Below are 16,914 nucleotides of genomic sequence, written 5' to 3'. Positions count from 1 at the left end.
AAAGTCATTTGGGGCTGCAGGTCAGGTTGATTCGCATCTTGATAATGGTGCGGGTGAACTTGGCGGTGGCATTTTTGTGTTTGCCGGCGGCCACTTCGATAGAGCGGGTGCGCGGCGCTTCCGGGCCATTGTTGAAAACCACCTTACAGATCGCATCGGTGTCGCCGTAGTTGTTGACCTGGATGGAGGCGATGTCGTTATCCGTATCGAACGCGTTGTAGTCGATCTTCATGCCATTAAGCTGCTTTGTCACATCGATCGGATACGCAAACGCAGTCAACGGCAGCAGCGCCAGCACCACACAACCCGATACCACACTACAAAACTTTTTCATTCAGCAGTCTCCAATAAGGACTGCCAGCTTAGGACAAGAGGAGCTATTCATGAAAGCGCCCCGCGTGACCCTTGATCAATGGCGAACCTTGCAAGCCGTGGTTGACCACGGCGGTTTCGCCCAGGCCGCCGAAGCGCTGCACCGTTCGCAATCCTCGGTGAGCTACACCGTGGCGCGTATGCAGGACCAGCTCGGCGTGCCGCTGTTGCGCATCGACGGCCGCAAAGCAGTGCTGACCGAAGCCGGCGGCGTGTTGCTGCGTCGCTCGCGGCAACTGGTGAAACAGGCCAGCCAGCTGGAAGACCTGGCCCACCACATGGAGCAAGGCTGGGAAGCGGAAGTGCGGCTGGTGGTCGACGCCGCTTACCCGAGCGCCCGCCTCGTCCGTGCGTTGACCGCGTTCATGCCGCAAAGCCGTGGCTGCCGGGTGCGTCTGCGCGAAGAAGTGCTGTCGGGTGTCGAAGAAGTGTTGCTCGAAGGCGTAGCTGACCTGGCGATCACCGGCTTCAGCATTCCCGGCTATCTCGGCGCGGAATTGAGCGATGTTGAATTCGTCGCCGTTGCCCATCCCGATCACCCGCTGCATCGTCTGAACCGCGAACTGAACTTCCAGGACCTGGAAACCCAGATGCAAGTGGTCATCCGCGACTCCGGCCGCCAGCAACCACGGGACGTCGGCTGGCTCGGCGCCGAACAGCGCTGGACCGTCGGCAGCCTGGCCACCGCGGCGACATTTGTCAGCAGCGGCCTGGGTTTCGCCTGGCTGCCCCGGCACATGATCGAACGCGAACTGAGGGAAGGCACGCTCAAGCTGCTACCGTTGGACCAGGGCGGCAGCCGCAACCCGAGCTTCTATCTGTATTCAAACAAGGACAAACCCTTGGGCCCGGCGACGCAAATCCTGATCGAACTGCTGCGCACCTTCGACACCGCGCCGCTGGATGCGCCGTTCGCCGCCCCTGAACAAGCCTGATACGGAGTATCTGCATGGCCTATTTCGAACATGAAGGTTGCAACCTGCACTATGAGGAATACGGCCACGGCACGCCGTTGCTGCTGGTCCACGGGCTGGGGTCCAGCACCCTGGACTGGGAAAAGCAGATCCCGGCGCTGTCAGCTCATTACCGCGTGATCGTCCCGGACGTACGCGGTCACGGTCGATCCGATAAACCCCGCGAACGCTACAGCATCGCCGGATTCAGCGCCGACCTGGTCGCCCTGATGGAGCACCTGAACCTCGGCCCCACGCATTATGTGGGCTTATCCATGGGCGGCATGATCGGTTTTCAACTGGCCGTGGATCAGCCGCACATGCTCAAAAGCCTGTGCATCGTCAACAGCGCACCCGAAGTCAAACTGCGTAGCCGCGACGATTACTGGCAGTGGTTCAAGCGCTGGAGCCTGATGCGTGTCCTCAGTCTGGGCACCATCGGCAAGGCCCTGGGCGCCAAGCTATTTCCCAAACCAGAACAAGCTGATTTGCGTCAAAAGATGGCCGAGCGCTGGGCAAAAAACGACAAACATGCTTATCTCGCCAGCTTCGATGCCATCGTTGGCTGGGGTGTTCAGGAACGACTTTCGAAGGTCGCCTGTCCAACCCTCATCGTCACCGCCGACCGTGATTACACGCCGGTCTCGCTGAAGGAAACCTACGTAAAACTGCTGCCCGATGCACGGCTGGTGGTGATCGCCGATTCGCGTCACGCCACCCCGCTGGATCAACCCGAACGCTTCAACCAAACCCTGCTCGAGTTTCTCACCGCAGTCGACACCACCTCACTCAGGATCACTGACCCATGCTGAAAAAAATCGCCCTCGTCGCCGGCTCCGTTCTGTTTGCCGCCAACCTGATGGCCGCAACGCCCGCCAAGGCGCCACACGTGTTGCTGGAAACCACCAACGGCCAGATCGAAATCGAACTGGACTCGGTCAAGGCACCGATCAGTACCAAGAACTTCCTTGATTACGTCAACAGCGGCTTCTACAACAACACGATTTTCCACCGTGTGATTCCTGGCTTCATGGTCCAGGGCGGTGGTTTCACGCAACAGATGCAGCAAAAAGAAACCAAGGCACCGATCAAGAACGAATCCAAGAACGGCTTGCATAACGTGCGTGGCACGCTGTCCATGGCCCGCACCTCGAACCCGGATTCGGCCACCAGCCAATTCTTCATCAACGTCAAGGACAACGACTTCCTGGACCAGGGCGATGGCTATGCCGTGTTCGGTAAAGTCGTCAAAGGCATGGATGTGGTCGATGTCATCGTCAACTCCCAGACCACCACCAAAAGCGGCATGAAAGACGTACCGGCCGACCCTGTGTTCATCAAGTCAGCCAAAGTCATCGACTAATCTGCACAGGAGTGCTTGAGCGGCTGCCGGTATCCGGTGCCGCTCATATCGTTTAAAGGAGAGCCCGTGCGCGGGCGGAGAACTGATGCTTTATCGCCGTTTCGAGAAACTGATCGACATATTCCGCGACGCTCCGACGGCGGCTCCGCCAGATCGGGTTCTCCCCTTCTATACCTATTATTTGAAGCAGGTCTGGCCGAGTTTCGCCGCCCTGCTGATTGTCGGCCTGTTCGCCTCCTTGATCGAAGTCGCGCTGTTCAACTACCTGAGCCGCATCATCGACCTGGCCCAAGGCACCCCGAACCCGGATTTCTTCCAGGACCACGCACTTGAGCTGACCTGGATGGTGGTGGTGACCCTGGTTCTGCGACCGATTTTCTTCGGTCTGCACGACCTGCTGGTACACCAGACGCTGAACCCCGGCATGACCAGCCTGATTCTCTGGCAGAACCACCGCTACGTGCTCAAACAGAGCCTGAATTTCTTTCAGAACGACTTCGCCGGGCGCATCGCCCAGCGCATCATGCAGACCGGCAACGCCCTGCGCGATTCCGCCGTGCAAGCGGTGGATGCCCTGTGGCATGTGCTGATCTACGCCATCAGCGCGCTGGTGCTGTTTGCCGAAGCCGACTGGCGCCTGATGATCCCGCTGACGACCTGGATCGCTGGATTCATCGGCGCGCTTTATTACTTCGTGCCTCGGGTCAAGGACCGCTCGGTGCAATCCTCCGATGCGCGTTCCAAACTCATGGGACGGATCGTCGACGGCTATACCAACATCACCACCTTGAAGTTGTTCGCCCATACCAACCATGAACAGCAATACGCCAAGGAAGCCATCAAGGAGCAGACCGAAAAAGCCCAACTGGCCGGGCGCGTGGTCACCAGCATGGACGTGGCCATCACCAGCATGAACGGCCTGCTGATCGTCACCACCACCGGCCTGGCCCTGTGGCTGTGGACGCAGTCGCTGATCTCGGTGGGCGCGATTGCCCTGGCGACAGGCTTGGTGATTCGTATCGTCAACATGTCCGGCTGGATCATGTGGGTGGTCACCGGCATCTTCGAAAACATCGGCATGGTCCAGGACGGTTTACGGACCATCGCCCAACCGGTCAGCATCACCGACCGTGATCAAGCCAAACCGCTGGCCGTGCCCCGAGGCGAAGTGCGCTTCGAGCACGTGGATTTTCACTACGGCAAGAAGAGCGGGATCATTGGCGATCTCAACCTGACGATCAAGCCCGGTGAGAAAATCGGCTTGATCGGACCGTCCGGCGCCGGCAAATCGACCCTGGTCAACCTGCTGCTGCGCCTCTATGACGTGCAGGGCGGGGGAATCCTCATCGATGGGCAGAACATCGCCGAAGTCGGTCAGGAAAGCCTGCGCGAGCGCATCGGCATGATCACCCAGGACACCTCGTTGCTGCACCGTTCGATCCGCGACAACCTGCTTTACGGCAGGCCCGACGCCACCGACGCCGAGCTGTGGGAAGCCGTGCACAAGGCCCGCGCCGATGAGTTCATTCCGTTGTTGACGGACGCCGAAGGCCGTACCGGTTTCGATGCGCATGTGGGTGAACGCGGGGTGAAACTTTCCGGCGGCCAGCGTCAGCGGATTGCGATTGCTCGCGTGCTGCTCAAGGACGCACCGATCCTGATCATGGACGAGGCGACCTCGGCGCTGGATTCGGAAGTCGAAGCGGCGATCCAGGAAAGTCTGGAAACCCTGATGCAGGGCAAAACCGTGATCGCCATCGCCCACCGGCTCTCGACCATCGCCCGGATGGATCGGCTGGTGGTGCTGGAAAAAGGCAAGATCGCCGAAACCGGCACCCACGCCGAACTGCTGGCGCATGGCGGGTTGTATGCGCGGCTGTGGCAGCACCAGACGGGTGGGTTTGTCGGGATCGACTGATATCGCGAGATCACCACAGAACCTGTAGGAGCGAGCCTGCTCGCGATAGCGGTGTGTCAGTCAGCATTTTTGCCGTTTGATACACCGCTATCGCGAGCAGGCTCGCTCCCACATTGATCTCCGCCAGACTGAAAAACCGCCACAGCCTGCTACCCACAGGCCCTGGCGGTTTTTTGTGGCCGCTGGAAATCCGCAAAATCCCTGCTGTACTCAGCCAAGGTTCTGGAGATGAGCCTGTCGTAAGCCTGCAGGATGCATCACGCGATACAGTCTCGATAGGTCGCCTATCAAGGACGCTCTCATGCCTCTGTTCAAACGTTCAGTCACTGAGCTGTTAGGTACGTTCTGGCTCGTATTGGGAGGTTGCGGCAGTGCGGTGCTCGCCGCGTCTTCGCCCCTCGGGATCGGGGTGCTGGGTGTGGCCATCGCGTTTGGTCTCACCGTGTTGACCATGGCCTTCGCCATTGGCCATATTTCCGGTTGTCACCTCAACCCTGCCGTCTCCGTCGGCCTGTGTGTCGGAGGCCGGTTTCCGGCCCGGGAGTTGCCTGCGTACATCATCGCCCAGGTGATTGGCGCGATCATCGCCGCCGCGCTGATCTACTACATCGCCAGCGGCAAGGAAGGTTTCGACCTCTCCGCCGGCCTGGCCTCGAACGGCTATGGCGAACACTCCCCGGGCAAGTACTCAATGGCCGCAGGCTTTGTCTGTGAACTGGTGATGACCGCAATGTTCGTACTGATCATCCTCGGTGCCACCGACAAACGTGCGCCCGCCGGGCTTGCACCGATTGCCATCGGCCTGGCCTTGACACTGATTCACTTGATCTCGATTCCCGTCACCAACACGTCGGTCAACCCGGCCCGCAGCACCGGTCCGGCGTTGATGGTCGGTGGCTGGGCCATCGCGCAATTGTGGATGTTCTGGGTGGCGCCGCTGCTGGGCGCGGTGGTTGGCGGCGTGACGTATCGCTGGCTGGGCAAGGAAGTCACTTGATGCCACGGGCGAGGGTCATGCCTGCCGATAAGGCAACGCGGTCCTCGCTTCCTCGGCATAGGCCAACACCCCAAGACGTTCCTGGTGCAGGAAGTCTTTGACCGCGGCTTTCAGTCCGGGGTGACGCAGGTAATGCCAGGAATGGGTGATCACCGGTTCAAAGCCGCGAATCAACTTGTGTTCGCCTTGGGCGCCGGCATCAAAACGCTGGAAGCCATTGGCAATCGAGTAGTCCATGCCCTGGTAGAAACAGGTCTCGAAATGCAAACGGTCGAACTCCGCCAGGCAGCCCCAGTAACGCCCGTAAAAACTGTCGCCGCCCACCAGGCTGAAGGCCATGGCCACGGGTCGTGAACCTTGTTTGGCCAGCACCACGCGAATGGCTTCGGGCATGCGCTCGGCCAGCAGACTGAAAAACTCCCGCGTCAAATAGGGCCTTTGCCGACGCACCGCGTAGGTATTGGCGTAGCAGGCATAGACAAAATCCCACTGCGCCTGATCCAGCTGCTTGCCTTCCAGCCATTCGAAATCAATCCCCTGCCCCGCCACTTGCTCGCGCTCCTTGCGCATCTGCTTACGTTTGCGCGAACTGAGTACGTCGAGGAAATCCTGAAAGTCCCGATAACCGCGATTCTGCCAGTGGTACTGACAGCCGATCCGCTGCAACCAGCCGGGTTGTTCGGCCAATGCCGCGTCGGTGAAAGGGTCTGTGAAATTGATGTGAGCGCTGGAGAGTTCTTCGATCTCCAGGTAGCCCGGCAGGCTCTTGAGCAGCTCGAAACCGTCCTCGACACTGCGCGCCAGCAACCGTGGCCCGCTGACCGGGCTGAACGGCACGGCGGTCAACAGCTTCGGGTAATAGTCGATGCCGGCACGCTCACAGGCATCGGCCCAGGCGTGATCGAACACGTACTCGCCGTAGGAATGCCACTTGCGGTAGCTGGGTAGCGCGGCGATCAGCCGCCCCTCTTCGATATGCAACAGATGCTCGGGCTGCCAGCCGGAATGGGCGGCGACGCTGCCACTGTCTTCCAGCGCGCTGAGAAAGGCATGGCGCAGGAACGGCTGATTATCCGGCACCAGGGCATCCCACGTGCGCGGACCAATATCGGACAGGCTTTCCAGACGTTGCAGCGGCATTGACACCCTCTCGACTTCTTCGCGTAACAGCCCGGCGAGTATCGCCTATCGCCCGCCATTACACATCCGTCAAAAAGCGCCGACAGGGCTCTGGATCAAAAGTTCAGACAGTCTTTGTATCGTCATCGAGACGCCATCACTTTGCCACTGCTCTGTAATAAACCATCGCGATACTGGCGCCAGTTTTTAGAGCGTCGGGTTCTACCCGGCCACTGTTTCCGTCCGTCAATGGTCGGTTGTGTCCCGGATGGCTCAGTCATCCCCTTACATCTTCGGAGATTGATATGCGTCTTGCTTCCACGAAAACTGCGGCGGCCCTGTGTGGCGGTCTGCTGCTGGCCATGAGCGTTCCGGCCAGCGCCGCAGTCGACGCCAAACTGCTCGACATGCTCAAGGCAAACGGCTCGATTACTAACGCGCAATACAGCGAACTGCAAGCCGAGTTAGCCAGGGATCAGAAAGACCAGCAAATCGCCCGTCAGGCTCAGCAGGAAACCAACGAGCAGATCGCGGCCACTGCGAAGAAAACCAATGAACTGAGCACCTTCGACCAGAAACTGGCCTGGGCCGCCAAGACCCAATTCAAGGGCGACGTGCGTTTCCGCCAGGAGACAGTCAAGAACGATGGCGTTTCCAACAACCGCGACCAGGATCGTCAGCGCGTTCGTGCCCGCCTGGGTGCCTACACCGAGATCAACCCACAAGTCGACACCGGCATCCGTATCGCCACCGGTAACAACGACGACGCCCGTTCCACCAACCAGAGCCTGGACAATTACTTCGACAAGAAGTCGATCTGGCTGGACCAGGGTTACGTCGACTACCACCCGGACTTCGCCAAAAACCTGCACATCGTGGGCGGCAAGATGCCACAGCAATGGGTGAGCATGGGCGACATCATCTGGGATAGCGACATCAGCCCCGAAGGCCTGGCACTCACTTACAAATACCCGCTGGGCGCCAGCACCGAGCTGTTCGGTAGCGCCGGCCACTACACCCTCAAAGACAACGTCGACGGCGACGGCGTGCAGTTCAAGCACGATTTGCGTCTGTACGCCGGCCAGTTGGGCGCGCGTTTCGCCCTCACCGACAACCTGAAACTGACCCTGGGCGGCAGTGTCTACGGCTACGACAACGACGACGACATCACCGCAGGCGGCACCAGCATTCCATCCGTGCTGGCCACCAACGGCAACACCCCGAACGAGCAATTCAAACTGTACGAAGGCTTTGGCCAGATCGACATCACCGGCCTGCCACTGCCGCTCTCGCTGTACGGCCAGTACGTCAACAACAAAGATGCCAGCAACGATCAGGATTCTGCCTGGCTGGCGGGTGTAAAGACCAAGTTCTATGGCTTCGCCGTGGACTACAACTATCGCGACGTACAGCGTAACGCGGTGGTCGGTGCCTTCACCGACTCCGACTTCGCCAACGGTTTCACCGGTTCGCGTGGCAGCAAGTTGAAAGTGAGTTACGAGCTGGACAAGAACTTCGCCCTGGGCGCGACGTACTTCATGGCTAACTCTGACTACACCAACGCCACCCTCAAGGATTCGGACATCAACACCCTGCAACTGGATGCCGAAGCCAAGTTCTAAGCAGCACCGTTGCACGCCTCAGGTCATGGACGCTTGAGGCGCTTTACAGTCTGGCGTGGATGGATCGATCCCCATCATCCGTTCGATGCATCCACGCCGGCCTGCTTCTCTTCCCTGCGATAACGCCACGACTTTACGGAATGTCCTTGCGACGCTCCGCAGCGAGACGTTCGGCAAGTGCATCGACCTCCGGCACAGCCTCCTCCGGCAAGACGCGCAGCGTCGCCTGCATCAAGCGCATCTGACGAATGAACCGCCGGCAATTGGGGCAGAACATTAAATGATGCCGCACCAGCAACTTCTCCCGAAAGCTCAACTGGCCATCGAGATAATCACTGGAGCGTGCCACTTGCTCCTTACAGGTCAGCATTCACCGGTTTCCTCAAAATGTTCTACGGTCGCAAAGACCTTCAACCGTGCCCGATGCAGCAGCACGCGAACATTGGAGAGCGAGATTTCCAGAAGATTACAGATCTCTTCCAGCTCCAGGCCCTGACGTTCACGAAGTAACAAGACGCTGCTTTGCAGTTCCGACAGGCTGAGCAAGGTGTGTTCGAGGCATTCACGTAGTTCGTTTTCGGTCAACAGCGCCTCTGGCGTGTCTTGATGCCAGGCGAATGGCGCCACCAGCCAGTGGCCGTCCGCGGCAGAAAAACGATCGTCATCAACGCTGCCATGCGGCGATGGAAGGTCATCGAGCAGCACTTCACGACGGTTTTGTTTGTAGCGACCTTTTGCCGAGTTTGCGGTGATGGTCAGCAACCACGTCTTGAGGCTCGAACGCGCCTCAAACTTGCTCAGATGGCGCACGGCTGACAGCCACGCGTCCTGCACCACTTCGTCGGCATGCCGGCTGCCGACGATCGCATAAGCCACCGCACGCATCGGGCTCTGATAAGTGCTGACCAACTCTTTGAAGGCCTGTTGCTCACCTGCCAGCAATCGTTCCAGCAGTTTCGCGTCGTCAGCCGCCATTCACAAACCCCTTGTCCTGACCTCGAAAAATGAGTCAGCAGGACTTCGCCGTCGGCAACATCCTACTGTCATTTCCGAAAGTTACAGCGTCCCGACTGTTTCGGCTGTAGGAAAAGCCATCACGAATCCAAGTAAAGAACGACAGCCTTCCCCCTCAACGCTTGCGCAACAGCACGCTGCCAATCGAGTAACCGGCGCCGAACGAACTGAGCACGGCCAAGGAACCGGCAGGCAGATCGTCCTGATGTTTGTGAAACGAAATCACCGAGCCGGCGGAGCTGGTGTTGGCGTAGGTGTCGAGAATCACTGGTGCTTCTTCTTCGGTGGCTTCGCGGCCCAGCAGTTTCTTGACGATAAGGTGGTTCATGCTGAGGTTGGCCTGGTGCAACCAGAAGCGCTTCACGTCGCTGACGTTGAGCTTGTTCTCTTCCAGGTGCGTGGCGATCAGCTCGGCGACCATCGGGCAGACGTCGCGGAACACCTTGCGGCCTTCCTGCACGAACAGTTTGTCCTTGGCACCGATGCCCTCTTCCGCTGCGCGGTTGAGGAAGCCGAAGTTGTTGCGGATGTTGTTGGAGAACTTGGTCAGCAGTTTGGTACTGACCACGTCGAACTGATACTTGGACGTCGCCAGGTCTGCACGCTCGATGATCACCGCCGTCGCCGCGTCGCCAAAGATGAAGTGGCTGTCACGGTCGCGGAAGTTCAGGTGACCGGTGCAGACTTCCGGGTTGACCATCAGGACTGCCCGGGCCTGGCCCAGTTGCACGCTGTTGGCGGCGGCCTGGATGCCGAAGGTCGCCGAGGAGCAGGCCACGTTCATGTCGAAACCGAAACCCTGGATGCCCAACGCTTCCTGGACTTCGATGGCGATGGCCGGGTAGGCGCGTTGCAGGTTGGAGCAGGCGACGATCACACCGTCGATGTCCGCGGCGGTCTTGCCGGCACGCTGCAAGGCTTGTTCGGCCGCGCCGATGGCCATCTGGCAAAGCACCGACCATTCGTCGTTGGAACGCTCAGGCAGACGCGGGGCCATGCGTTGCGGGTCGAGGATGCCGTCCTTGTCCATGACAAAGCGGCTCTTGATGCCGGACGCCTTTTCGATAAACGCAGCGCTGGATTCGGTCAACGCTTCGACTTCACCACGGGCAATGGCGTCAGCGTTGTCGGCGTTGAATAGCGCGACGTAAGCGTTGAAAGACTGCACCAGCTCTTCATTGGAGATGCTGTTGGCCGGGGTGTACAGGCCGGTGCCGCTGATGACGACGTTATGCATGGTCGTTTCTCTAATCTGTTCAGGCAGAAAGCATTGGCACCGACGTACCAACACACAAAGGGTCTGTTCCCGTCACGGGAAGCACACCTGGCATCGCTTTATTCCGTACCGCCCGAACCTTGAGAGGCTCAAAACCGCGGGACCGGCGTTTATAGGCGCGAAGTTTGCCATAAACATTGGGTTTTGGCGCCATTTGCGAAAGCAACGGAGGACCTGTGTAAACCTATGTGGCGAGGGGATTTATCCCCGTTCGGCTGCGAAGCAGTCGTGAAACCAGCGCACTCGGTGTGCCTGATAGACCAAGGCTGCAGGTTTTGGGGCGGCTTCGCCACCCCAACGGGGATAAATCCCCTCGCCACAGATAAATCCCCTCACCACAAAAGCCCGCTCCCACAGGTATTGTGCAAGCCTCCGCCCCTAGGGTTCGACCTGGGTCCATTGCTTGTTCAAGCGCTTGTCGGAGATCGGCACCTTGGTCCCCAGTTGCTGGGCGAACAGCGAAACCCGGTATTCCTCCAGCCACCAGCGATAGAGTTCCAGTTGCGGATCGCGCTTGCCTTCCTGGGCGTGCTTGCTGGCGCGAGTCTGATATTGCGCCCACAGGCCAGACAATTCGCCACTCCAGACCCGATCCCGTTGCACCTGAGCACCGATTTTCTCAAAGCGCTGCTCCACGGCTTTCAGGTAACGCGGCAATTCCTTGAGCCACTGCATCGGCGTTTCCCGGACAAACCCTGGATACACCAGCTGGCTGAGCTGCTGCTTGATGTCGTTCAGGGCCACGGCTTGGGCCAGATCGATCTTGCCCTTGAAGCGCTTTTGCAGACCGTGCCAGAGCTTGAGGATCTCCAGCGTCAACTTGGCCAGACGCTCGGCGTGCTCGGTCCAACCACCGCGCTTGCGTTCGGCCAGTGCCGCCAACCCGGCGCCATCGCGGGGCAACGGGTCTTCGCCGTCGAGAATGCAGCTGTCGAGACTGGCCAGCAGAATGTCTTCCACCAGACTGTCGATGCGCCCCATGTCGCGGTACATCAGGCCCAGTTCGGTCAGCCCCGGCAATTTTCCGCGCAAGAACTTGGCCGTGTCAGCCAGTTGTTGCATCAGCAACCGCTGCAAGGCGCGGCGATGCTGGAACTCGGCTTCGGCCGGGGTCGAGAAACGCCCTTCCTTGACCGTGCCGCTCTCTTCCACCAGCGCCGGATACACCGTCATCGACAGCCCGGCGATCTTCTGTTGAGTCTTTTCCGCCACTGCTGCGAAGATCTTCGCCTCCACCGGCTGCTGGCTTTTCGCGGTTTGCGGCACGGCCAACGCGGCCTGGCTGGCTTCGGCAAAACGTGCGGTCAATTCGGCCAGGTCTCGCCCTTCGCCGAGGAACTTGCCCTGGCCGTCGACGATTTCCAGGTTCATCCGCAGATGACTGTCGACCTGTTGCGATGCTTCCGCCCAGGCTTCATCGCTGACCCGCGCGCCCGTCATGCGCAACAGCTCGCGGCCCAACGCCTGCGGCAACGAGCCCTCGGCAAAGGTCATGCGTTGCAACGCGGCTTTGACGAAGTCTGGCACCGGCACAAAATTCTTGCGCAGGGCCTTGGGCAGGTTGCGCACCAGCGCGATGCACTTGGCCTCGATCACGCCCGGCACCAGCCATTCCAGGCGTTCCGGCGGCAACATCGGTAACAGCGGCGCCGGCACGCGAAGGGTCACGCCGTCGCGCGGGTGATTCGGCTCGAAGTGGTAACTGAGGGCCAGTTCCAGATCGCCGATGTGCAAGGTGTCCGGGTAATGCAGGGCGGTGACTTCACTGGCCTCGCGGGCCAGCACGTCTTCTTCGCGCATGATCAGCAGCTGCGGGTCTTTCTGGCTGTTGACCTTGTACCAACTGTCGAAAGTCGCGGTCTGGTGAATCTCTGCTGGCAGGCGCGCATCGTAGAAAGCGAACAGGGTTTCTTCGTCGGCCAGAATGTCGCGACGACGGGCCTTGGCTTCCAGTTCGTCGAGCTGTTCCAGCAATTGCGCATTGGCCGACAAACATTTGGCTTTGGACTGAATCTCGCCCCGCACCAGGCCTTCACGAATGAAAAACTCACGGGACACCACCGGGTCAATCGGCCCGTAATGCACCGGCCGGCGACCGACCACGATCAACCCGAACAGCGTGATCTGCTCGAACGCCACGACCTGACCGCGCTTCTTCTCCCAGTGCGGTTCGAAGTGATTTTTCTTGATCAGGTGCCCGGCCAGCGGCTCGATCCAGTCCGAATCGATCTTGGCGACCATGCGCGCATAGAGCTTGGTGGTTTCCACCAATTCGGCGGTCATCAGCCATTGCGGACGCTTCTTGCCCAGCCCGGATGACGGGTGAATCCAGAAACGCCGCTGACGGGCGCCGAGGTAATCGCCTTCATCGGTTTTCTGGCCGATCTGGCTGAGCAGGCCCGAGAGCACGGCTTTGTGCAGTTTCGGGTAATCCGCCGGCTCTTTGTTGAGGCTCAGCTGCATGTCGCGGCAGATCAGGCTCAACTGCCGGTGCGAGTCGCGCCATTCGCGCAGGCGCAGGTAATTGAGGAAGTTCTTGCGGCACCAGTTGCGCAGTGGACTGGCTGTCAGCGCCTGGCGCTGCTCTTCAAAACCACGCCACAGATTGACCAGCCCGGCGAAATCCGAATCCACGTCTTTCCATTGAGCGTGCGCCTGATCCGCTGCTTGCTGACGCTCCGGCGGACGCTCGCGCGGGTCTTGAATCGACATGGCGCTGGCGACGATCAACACTTCCTGCAAACTGCCGAGTTTTGCCGCTTCCAGCAGCATGCGGCCCATCCGCGGGTCCACCGGTAGCCGCGCCAATTGACGCCCAAGCGGCGTCAGCTGGCTGTTGCGGTCGACCGCCGAGAGTTCTTGCAGCAGGTTGAAACCGTCGCTGATGGCTTTGCCATCCGGCGGCTCGATAAACGGGAAGTCGGTGATCTCGCCGAGGCGCAGATGCAGCATCTGCAAAATCACCGCCGCGAGGTTGGTCCGCAGAATTTCCGGGTCGGTAAATTCCGGGCGACCGATGAAGTCTTCTTCGCCATAGAGACGGATGCAGATCCCCGGCTCGACCCGTCCGCAACGGCCTTTACGCTGATTGGCGCTGGCCTGGGAAATGGCTTCGATGGGCAGGCGCTGGACCTTGGCGCGGTAGCTGTAACGGCTGATGCGCGCGGTGCCGCTGTCGATCACGTAACGGATGCCCGGCACGGTCAGCGAGGTTTCCGCGACGTTGGTCGCCAGCACCACGCGACGGCCCGGGTGCGACTGGAAAATCCGCTGCTGTTCGGCCGGCGACAACCGCGCGTACAGCGGCAGAATCTCGGTGTGCTTGAGCTGGGCCTTGCGCAGCATGTCGGCGGCATCGCGAATCTCGCGTTCGCCGGGCAGGAACACCAGCACATCGCCGGGGCTCTTGCGCTCGCTGCGTTCGAACGCGGCGATTTCGTCGAGGGTGGCGAGGATCGCCTGATCCACAGTCAGGTCGTCCTCGACGCGGTTGCCCTCTTCGTCCTGCTCCAGGGTCAGCGGGCGGTACCAGGTTTCCACCGGGAAGGTGCGGCCGGAGACTTCGACAATCGGCGCGTCATCGAAGTGCTTGGAGAAGCGCTCCAGGTCGATGGTCGCCGAGGTGATGATGACTTTCAGGTCCGGACGGCGCGGCAGCAGGGTTTTCAGGTAACCGAGCAGGAAGTCGATGTTGAGGCTGCGTTCGTGGGCTTCGTCGACGATGATCGTGTCGTAGCGTTCGAGGTAGCGATCGTTCTGGGTTTCCGCCAACAGGATGCCGTCGGTCATCAGCTTGATCAAGGTGTTGGAATCGCTCTGATCCTCGAACCGCACCTGATAGCCAACCAGCGCGCCCAATGGCGTCGCCAATTCTTCAGCAACCCGGCTGGCCACGCTGCGTGCAGCGATTCGACGCGGCTGGGTGTGGCCGATCAGGCCGTGCTGGCCTCGGCCGATTTCCAGGCAGATCTTCGGCAACTGGGTGGTTTTGCCCGAGCCGGTTTCGCCGGCGATGATCAGCACCTGATGCTTGAGCAGCGCTTCCTTGATTTCATCGCGCTTGGCGGCGATCGGCAAACTGTCGTCGTAACGAATCACCGGCAGGCTGGCGCGCCGCGCCAACACCTGGTCACAGGACGCCTGCATGCGCGTCACCCACAGGGCCAGCTTGGCCTCGTCGGGTTTCTTGCGCAGCTCAAGCAACTGCCGCCGCAGCCGGTGACGGTCGGCGAGCATGGCGTGATCGAGGTTTTTCAGCAGTTTGTCGATGGAAGGCGATTCGTCAGTCATCAGGTACGCAAAAGTCGTCTAGTGGCGCAGGGGGCGATTGTCGCAGATTTGCGTGCATGGAGACGAATGCAACCGCTTTTGTGGTGAGGGGATTTATCCCCGTTCGGTTGCGAAGCAATCGTAAACCGGTACGCGCGGTTTATCTGCAATACCGCGGTGGATGGTTTTAGGGTCGCTTCGCAACCCAACGGGGATAAATCCCCTCGCCACAAAAGCCCCATCACCACAGGGTGTCATCTCAGAGCGGGCTATTCGTTGTCGAGGCCTTTGCGGCGATACGGGAACACGTCGATGACCTTGCCGGCGCGGATGGCTTCCTGAAGGCTTTTCCAGTAATCGGCGTTGTACAACTCGCCGTGTAACTGATCAAACAGCTTCCTTTGCCCGGAATCGGCAAACAGAAACGGCGGAAACTCCTCGGGAAACACATCCAGCGGCCCGATCGAATACCACGGCTCGGACGCCATTTCATCTTCGGGCGTACGCGGTTGCGGGATGTGGCGGAAGTTGGCTTCGGTCAGGAAGCAGATCTCGTCATAGTCATAAAACACCACGCGACCGTGCCGAGTGACGCCGAAGTTCTTCAACAGCATGTCGCCGGGAAAGATGTTCGCCGCCGCCAGTTGCTTGATCGCCAGCCCATAATCCTCCAGCGCCTCGCGGACTTGCGCGTCGTTGGCGTTTTCCAGGTACAGGTTGAGCGGCGTCATTCGCCGCTCGGTCCAGCAGTGGCGGATCAGCACGGTGTCACCTTCCACCGACACCGTGGACGCGGCGACCTCAAGCAGTTCCTCCAGACACGCCGGCTCGAACTTGCTCAACGGGAAGCGAAAGTCGGCGAATTCCTGGGTATCGGCCATGCGCCCGACCCGGTCGACGCTTTTTACCAAACGGTATTTTTCGATCACCGTGGCGCGGTCGACGTTTTTCGACGGCGAGAAACGGTCCTTGATGATTTTGAACACGGTATTGAAACCCGGCAGCGTGAACACGCTCATCACCATGCCGCGCACACCGGGGGCCATGATGAATTGGTCGTCGGTGTTGGCCAGGTGATTGATCAGTGCCCGGTAGAACTCGGACTTGCCGTGCTTGTAGAAACCGATCGAGGTGTACAGCTCGGCGATGTGCTTGCCCGGCAGGATGCGCTTGAGAAAGCCTATGAACTCGGCCGGCACCGGCACATCCACCATGAAATACGAGCGGGTGAACGAGAAGATGATCGACACATCGGCTTCATCGGTGATCAGCGCATCGATCTGAATCCCGCGGCCTTCGCGGTGCAACAGCGGAATCACCAGCGGCCATTGTTCGTCCCGGGTGTAGATGCGCCCCACCAGGTACGCGCCCTTGTTGCGGTAGAGCACCGAGGAAAACAGTTCGACGCTCAATTCCGGGTCCTTGCACACCCAGTCCGGCAGGTTCTCGCGCAGTTGCGCTTCGAGGCGGTACAGGTCGCCCGCCAGGTCGGCGTAATCCTCGCTGAAGCTGTAATCGGCAAAAATACTCGCGAGCATGCCGGACAACTGGCCCTGAGGCTTGTAGGTCCGGGTTTGCGCGGCCCGGGCCCGGCGCAGGCTTGGCCGGGTGGTGTGGATGAACATGCAGCCGTCGCTGATCAGGTCATGGCTGAACAGCCCGCAGAAAATCGAGTTGTACCAGGTTTCGGACAGCTCATCGTCGAAACGCAGGTCAATCAACGTGATGTAAGCGCTTTTGACCAGCGGCCAGCAACTGACGTCCAGCGTGTCGGCATCAAACGCAATGCGCAGCCGTTCCACCGTTTCGCTGACTTTCTCTTCGTACAGATTGATCCGCGCCGCCGAGGCGACCTGCGCCTCCTGCCACTGGGCCTGCTCGAAGCGGGCCCGGGCGCCGTCAGTGATCTGGCGGAAATGCTCGCGGTAATCGTCAAAGCCATCGAGGATCATTCGGGCGATGTCGGCGGCTGGCCATTGCTGCGGCATGGTGAGACCTCTGCGGGAATTCG

12 protein-coding genes and 1 pseudogene are annotated in these 16,914 nt (G+C 60.0%); 6 read left to right on the top strand and 7 right to left on the bottom strand.

From position 1 onward, the window contains the following. Positions 1 to 4: 4 nt before the first annotated feature. Positions 5 to 334, bottom strand: coding sequence for a 3-phosphoglycerate kinase (locus ACA060_RS07240; protein WP_497316319.1), 330 nt, complete (start codon positions 332 to 334; stop codon positions 5 to 7). A gap of 49 nt (positions 335 to 383) precedes the next feature. On the opposite strand from ACA060_RS07240, the gene ACA060_RS07235 reads away from it, so the two are divergent. From ACA060_RS07235 to aqpZ, 5 genes and pseudogenes are all read left to right on the top strand, one after another. After that, positions 384 to 1,307 (top strand): PA3225 family LysR-type transcriptional regulator, encoded by a 924-nt coding sequence (locus tag ACA060_RS07235; protein WP_109628489.1) that lies wholly within the window; start codon positions 384 to 386, stop codon positions 1,305 to 1,307. Positions 1,308 to 1,321: 14 nt separating this feature from the next. After that, positions 1,322 to 2,127: pseudogene (locus tag ACA060_RS07230) on the top strand (alpha/beta fold hydrolase). A 3-nt stretch (positions 2,128 to 2,130) separates the two neighbouring features. Next, positions 2,131 to 2,688 carry a peptidylprolyl isomerase gene (locus ACA060_RS07225; RefSeq protein ID WP_497316317.1) on the top strand — a complete coding sequence of 186 codons (558 nt, stop codon included), beginning with the start codon at positions 2,131 to 2,133 and terminating at the stop codon, positions 2,686 to 2,688. 85 nt (positions 2,689 to 2,773) lie between these two features. After that, the gene (locus tag ACA060_RS07220) at positions 2,774 to 4,606 is read left to right on the top strand and encodes an ABC transporter ATP-binding protein (RefSeq protein ID WP_497316315.1); all 1,833 of its coding nucleotides are present in this window, start codon (positions 2,774 to 2,776) and stop codon (positions 4,604 to 4,606) included. Positions 4,607 to 4,907: 301 nt separating this feature from the next. After that, positions 4,908 to 5,603: an aquaporin Z gene (gene aqpZ / locus ACA060_RS07215; RefSeq protein ID WP_497316313.1), complete on the top strand. Its 696-nt coding sequence runs from the start codon at positions 4,908 to 4,910 to the stop codon at positions 5,601 to 5,603. 15 nt (positions 5,604 to 5,618) lie between these two features. Here the strand turns inward: aqpZ and ACA060_RS07210 are convergent, their stop codons facing one another. Then, entirely contained in the window at positions 5,619 to 6,743 is a 1,125-nt protein-coding gene (locus ACA060_RS07210; protein WP_497316311.1) for a GNAT family N-acetyltransferase, read from the bottom strand. A gap of 284 nt (positions 6,744 to 7,027) precedes the next feature. On the opposite strand from ACA060_RS07210, the gene ACA060_RS07205 reads away from it, so the two are divergent. Continuing rightward, a complete protein-coding gene (locus ACA060_RS07205; RefSeq protein ID WP_497316309.1) occupies positions 7,028 to 8,344 on the top strand; it encodes a putative porin in 1,317 nt (438 codons plus the stop codon). A 133-nt stretch (positions 8,345 to 8,477) separates the two neighbouring features. Here the strand turns inward: ACA060_RS07205 and ACA060_RS07200 are convergent, their stop codons facing one another. The 5 genes from ACA060_RS07200 to aceK all read right to left on the bottom strand — a co-directional run bounded on the left by ACA060_RS07200 (position 8,478) and on the right by aceK (position 16,891). Then, a complete protein-coding gene (locus ACA060_RS07200; RefSeq protein WP_109628482.1) occupies positions 8,478 to 8,714 on the bottom strand; it encodes an anti-sigma factor family protein in 237 nt (78 codons plus the stop codon). Continuing rightward, the gene (locus ACA060_RS07195; protein WP_497316307.1) at positions 8,708 to 9,319 is read right to left on the bottom strand and encodes an RNA polymerase sigma factor; all 612 of its coding nucleotides are present in this window, start codon (positions 9,317 to 9,319) and stop codon (positions 8,708 to 8,710) included. Before ACA060_RS07195 ends, ACA060_RS07200 begins: the two co-directional genes overlap by 7 nt. A 154-nt stretch (positions 9,320 to 9,473) precedes the next feature. After that, positions 9,474 to 10,595 carry a beta-ketoacyl-ACP synthase III gene (locus ACA060_RS07190; protein WP_109628480.1) on the bottom strand — a complete coding sequence of 374 codons (1,122 nt, stop codon included), beginning with the start codon at positions 10,593 to 10,595 and terminating at the stop codon, positions 9,474 to 9,476. Positions 10,596 to 11,012: 417 nt separating this feature from the next. Then, on the bottom strand, positions 11,013 to 14,924 hold the full coding sequence (hrpA, locus tag ACA060_RS07185) for an ATP-dependent RNA helicase HrpA (protein WP_497316305.1): 3,912 nt from the start codon (positions 14,922 to 14,924) through the stop codon (positions 11,013 to 11,015). A 248-nt stretch (positions 14,925 to 15,172) separates the two neighbouring features. Further along, positions 15,173 to 16,891 carry a bifunctional isocitrate dehydrogenase kinase/phosphatase gene (aceK, locus tag ACA060_RS07180; RefSeq protein ID WP_497316303.1) on the bottom strand — a complete coding sequence of 573 codons (1,719 nt, stop codon included), beginning with the start codon at positions 16,889 to 16,891 and terminating at the stop codon, positions 15,173 to 15,175. Positions 16,892 to 16,914: the final 23 nt, after the last annotated feature.

It is taken from the genome of Pseudomonas sp. LBUM1671 (assembly GCF_059695685.1).
Note: the sequence above shows the minus strand (reverse complement) of the source record. Positions and strands in the feature narration are given on the sequence as shown.

Bases quoted from the DNA above. Each gene is read 5' to 3' on its own strand.
- hrpA (WP_497316305.1), bottom strand. From the start codon at position 14,924: ATGACTGACGAATCGCCTTCCATCGACAAACTGCTGAAAAACCTCGAT.
- ACA060_RS07195 (WP_497316307.1), bottom strand. From the start codon at position 9,319: ATGGCGGCTGACGACGCGAAACTGCTGGAACGATTGCTGGCAGGTGAG.
- aceK (WP_497316303.1), bottom strand. From the start codon at position 16,891: ATGCCGCAGCAATGGCCAGCCGCCGACATCGCCCGAATGATCCTCGAT.
- ACA060_RS07220 (WP_497316315.1), top strand. From the start codon at position 2,774: ATGCTTTATCGCCGTTTCGAGAAACTGATCGACATATTCCGCGACGCT.
- ACA060_RS07210 (WP_497316311.1), bottom strand. From the start codon at position 6,743: ATGCCGCTGCAACGTCTGGAAAGCCTGTCCGATATTGGTCCGCGCACG.
- aqpZ (WP_497316313.1), top strand. From the start codon at position 4,908: ATGCCTCTGTTCAAACGTTCAGTCACTGAGCTGTTAGGTACGTTCTGG.
- ACA060_RS07225 (WP_497316317.1), top strand. From the start codon at position 2,131: ATGCTGAAAAAAATCGCCCTCGTCGCCGGCTCCGTTCTGTTTGCCGCC.
- ACA060_RS07235 (WP_109628489.1), top strand. From the start codon at position 384: ATGAAAGCGCCCCGCGTGACCCTTGATCAATGGCGAACCTTGCAAGCC.
- ACA060_RS07200 (WP_109628482.1), bottom strand. From the start codon at position 8,714: ATGCTGACCTGTAAGGAGCAAGTGGCACGCTCCAGTGATTATCTCGAT.
- ACA060_RS07205 (WP_497316309.1), top strand. From the start codon at position 7,028: ATGCGTCTTGCTTCCACGAAAACTGCGGCGGCCCTGTGTGGCGGTCTG.
- ACA060_RS07240 (WP_497316319.1), bottom strand. From the start codon at position 334: ATGAAAAAGTTTTGTAGTGTGGTATCGGGTTGTGTGGTGCTGGCGCTG.
- ACA060_RS07190 (WP_109628480.1), bottom strand. From the start codon at position 10,595: ATGCATAACGTCGTCATCAGCGGCACCGGCCTGTACACCCCGGCCAAC.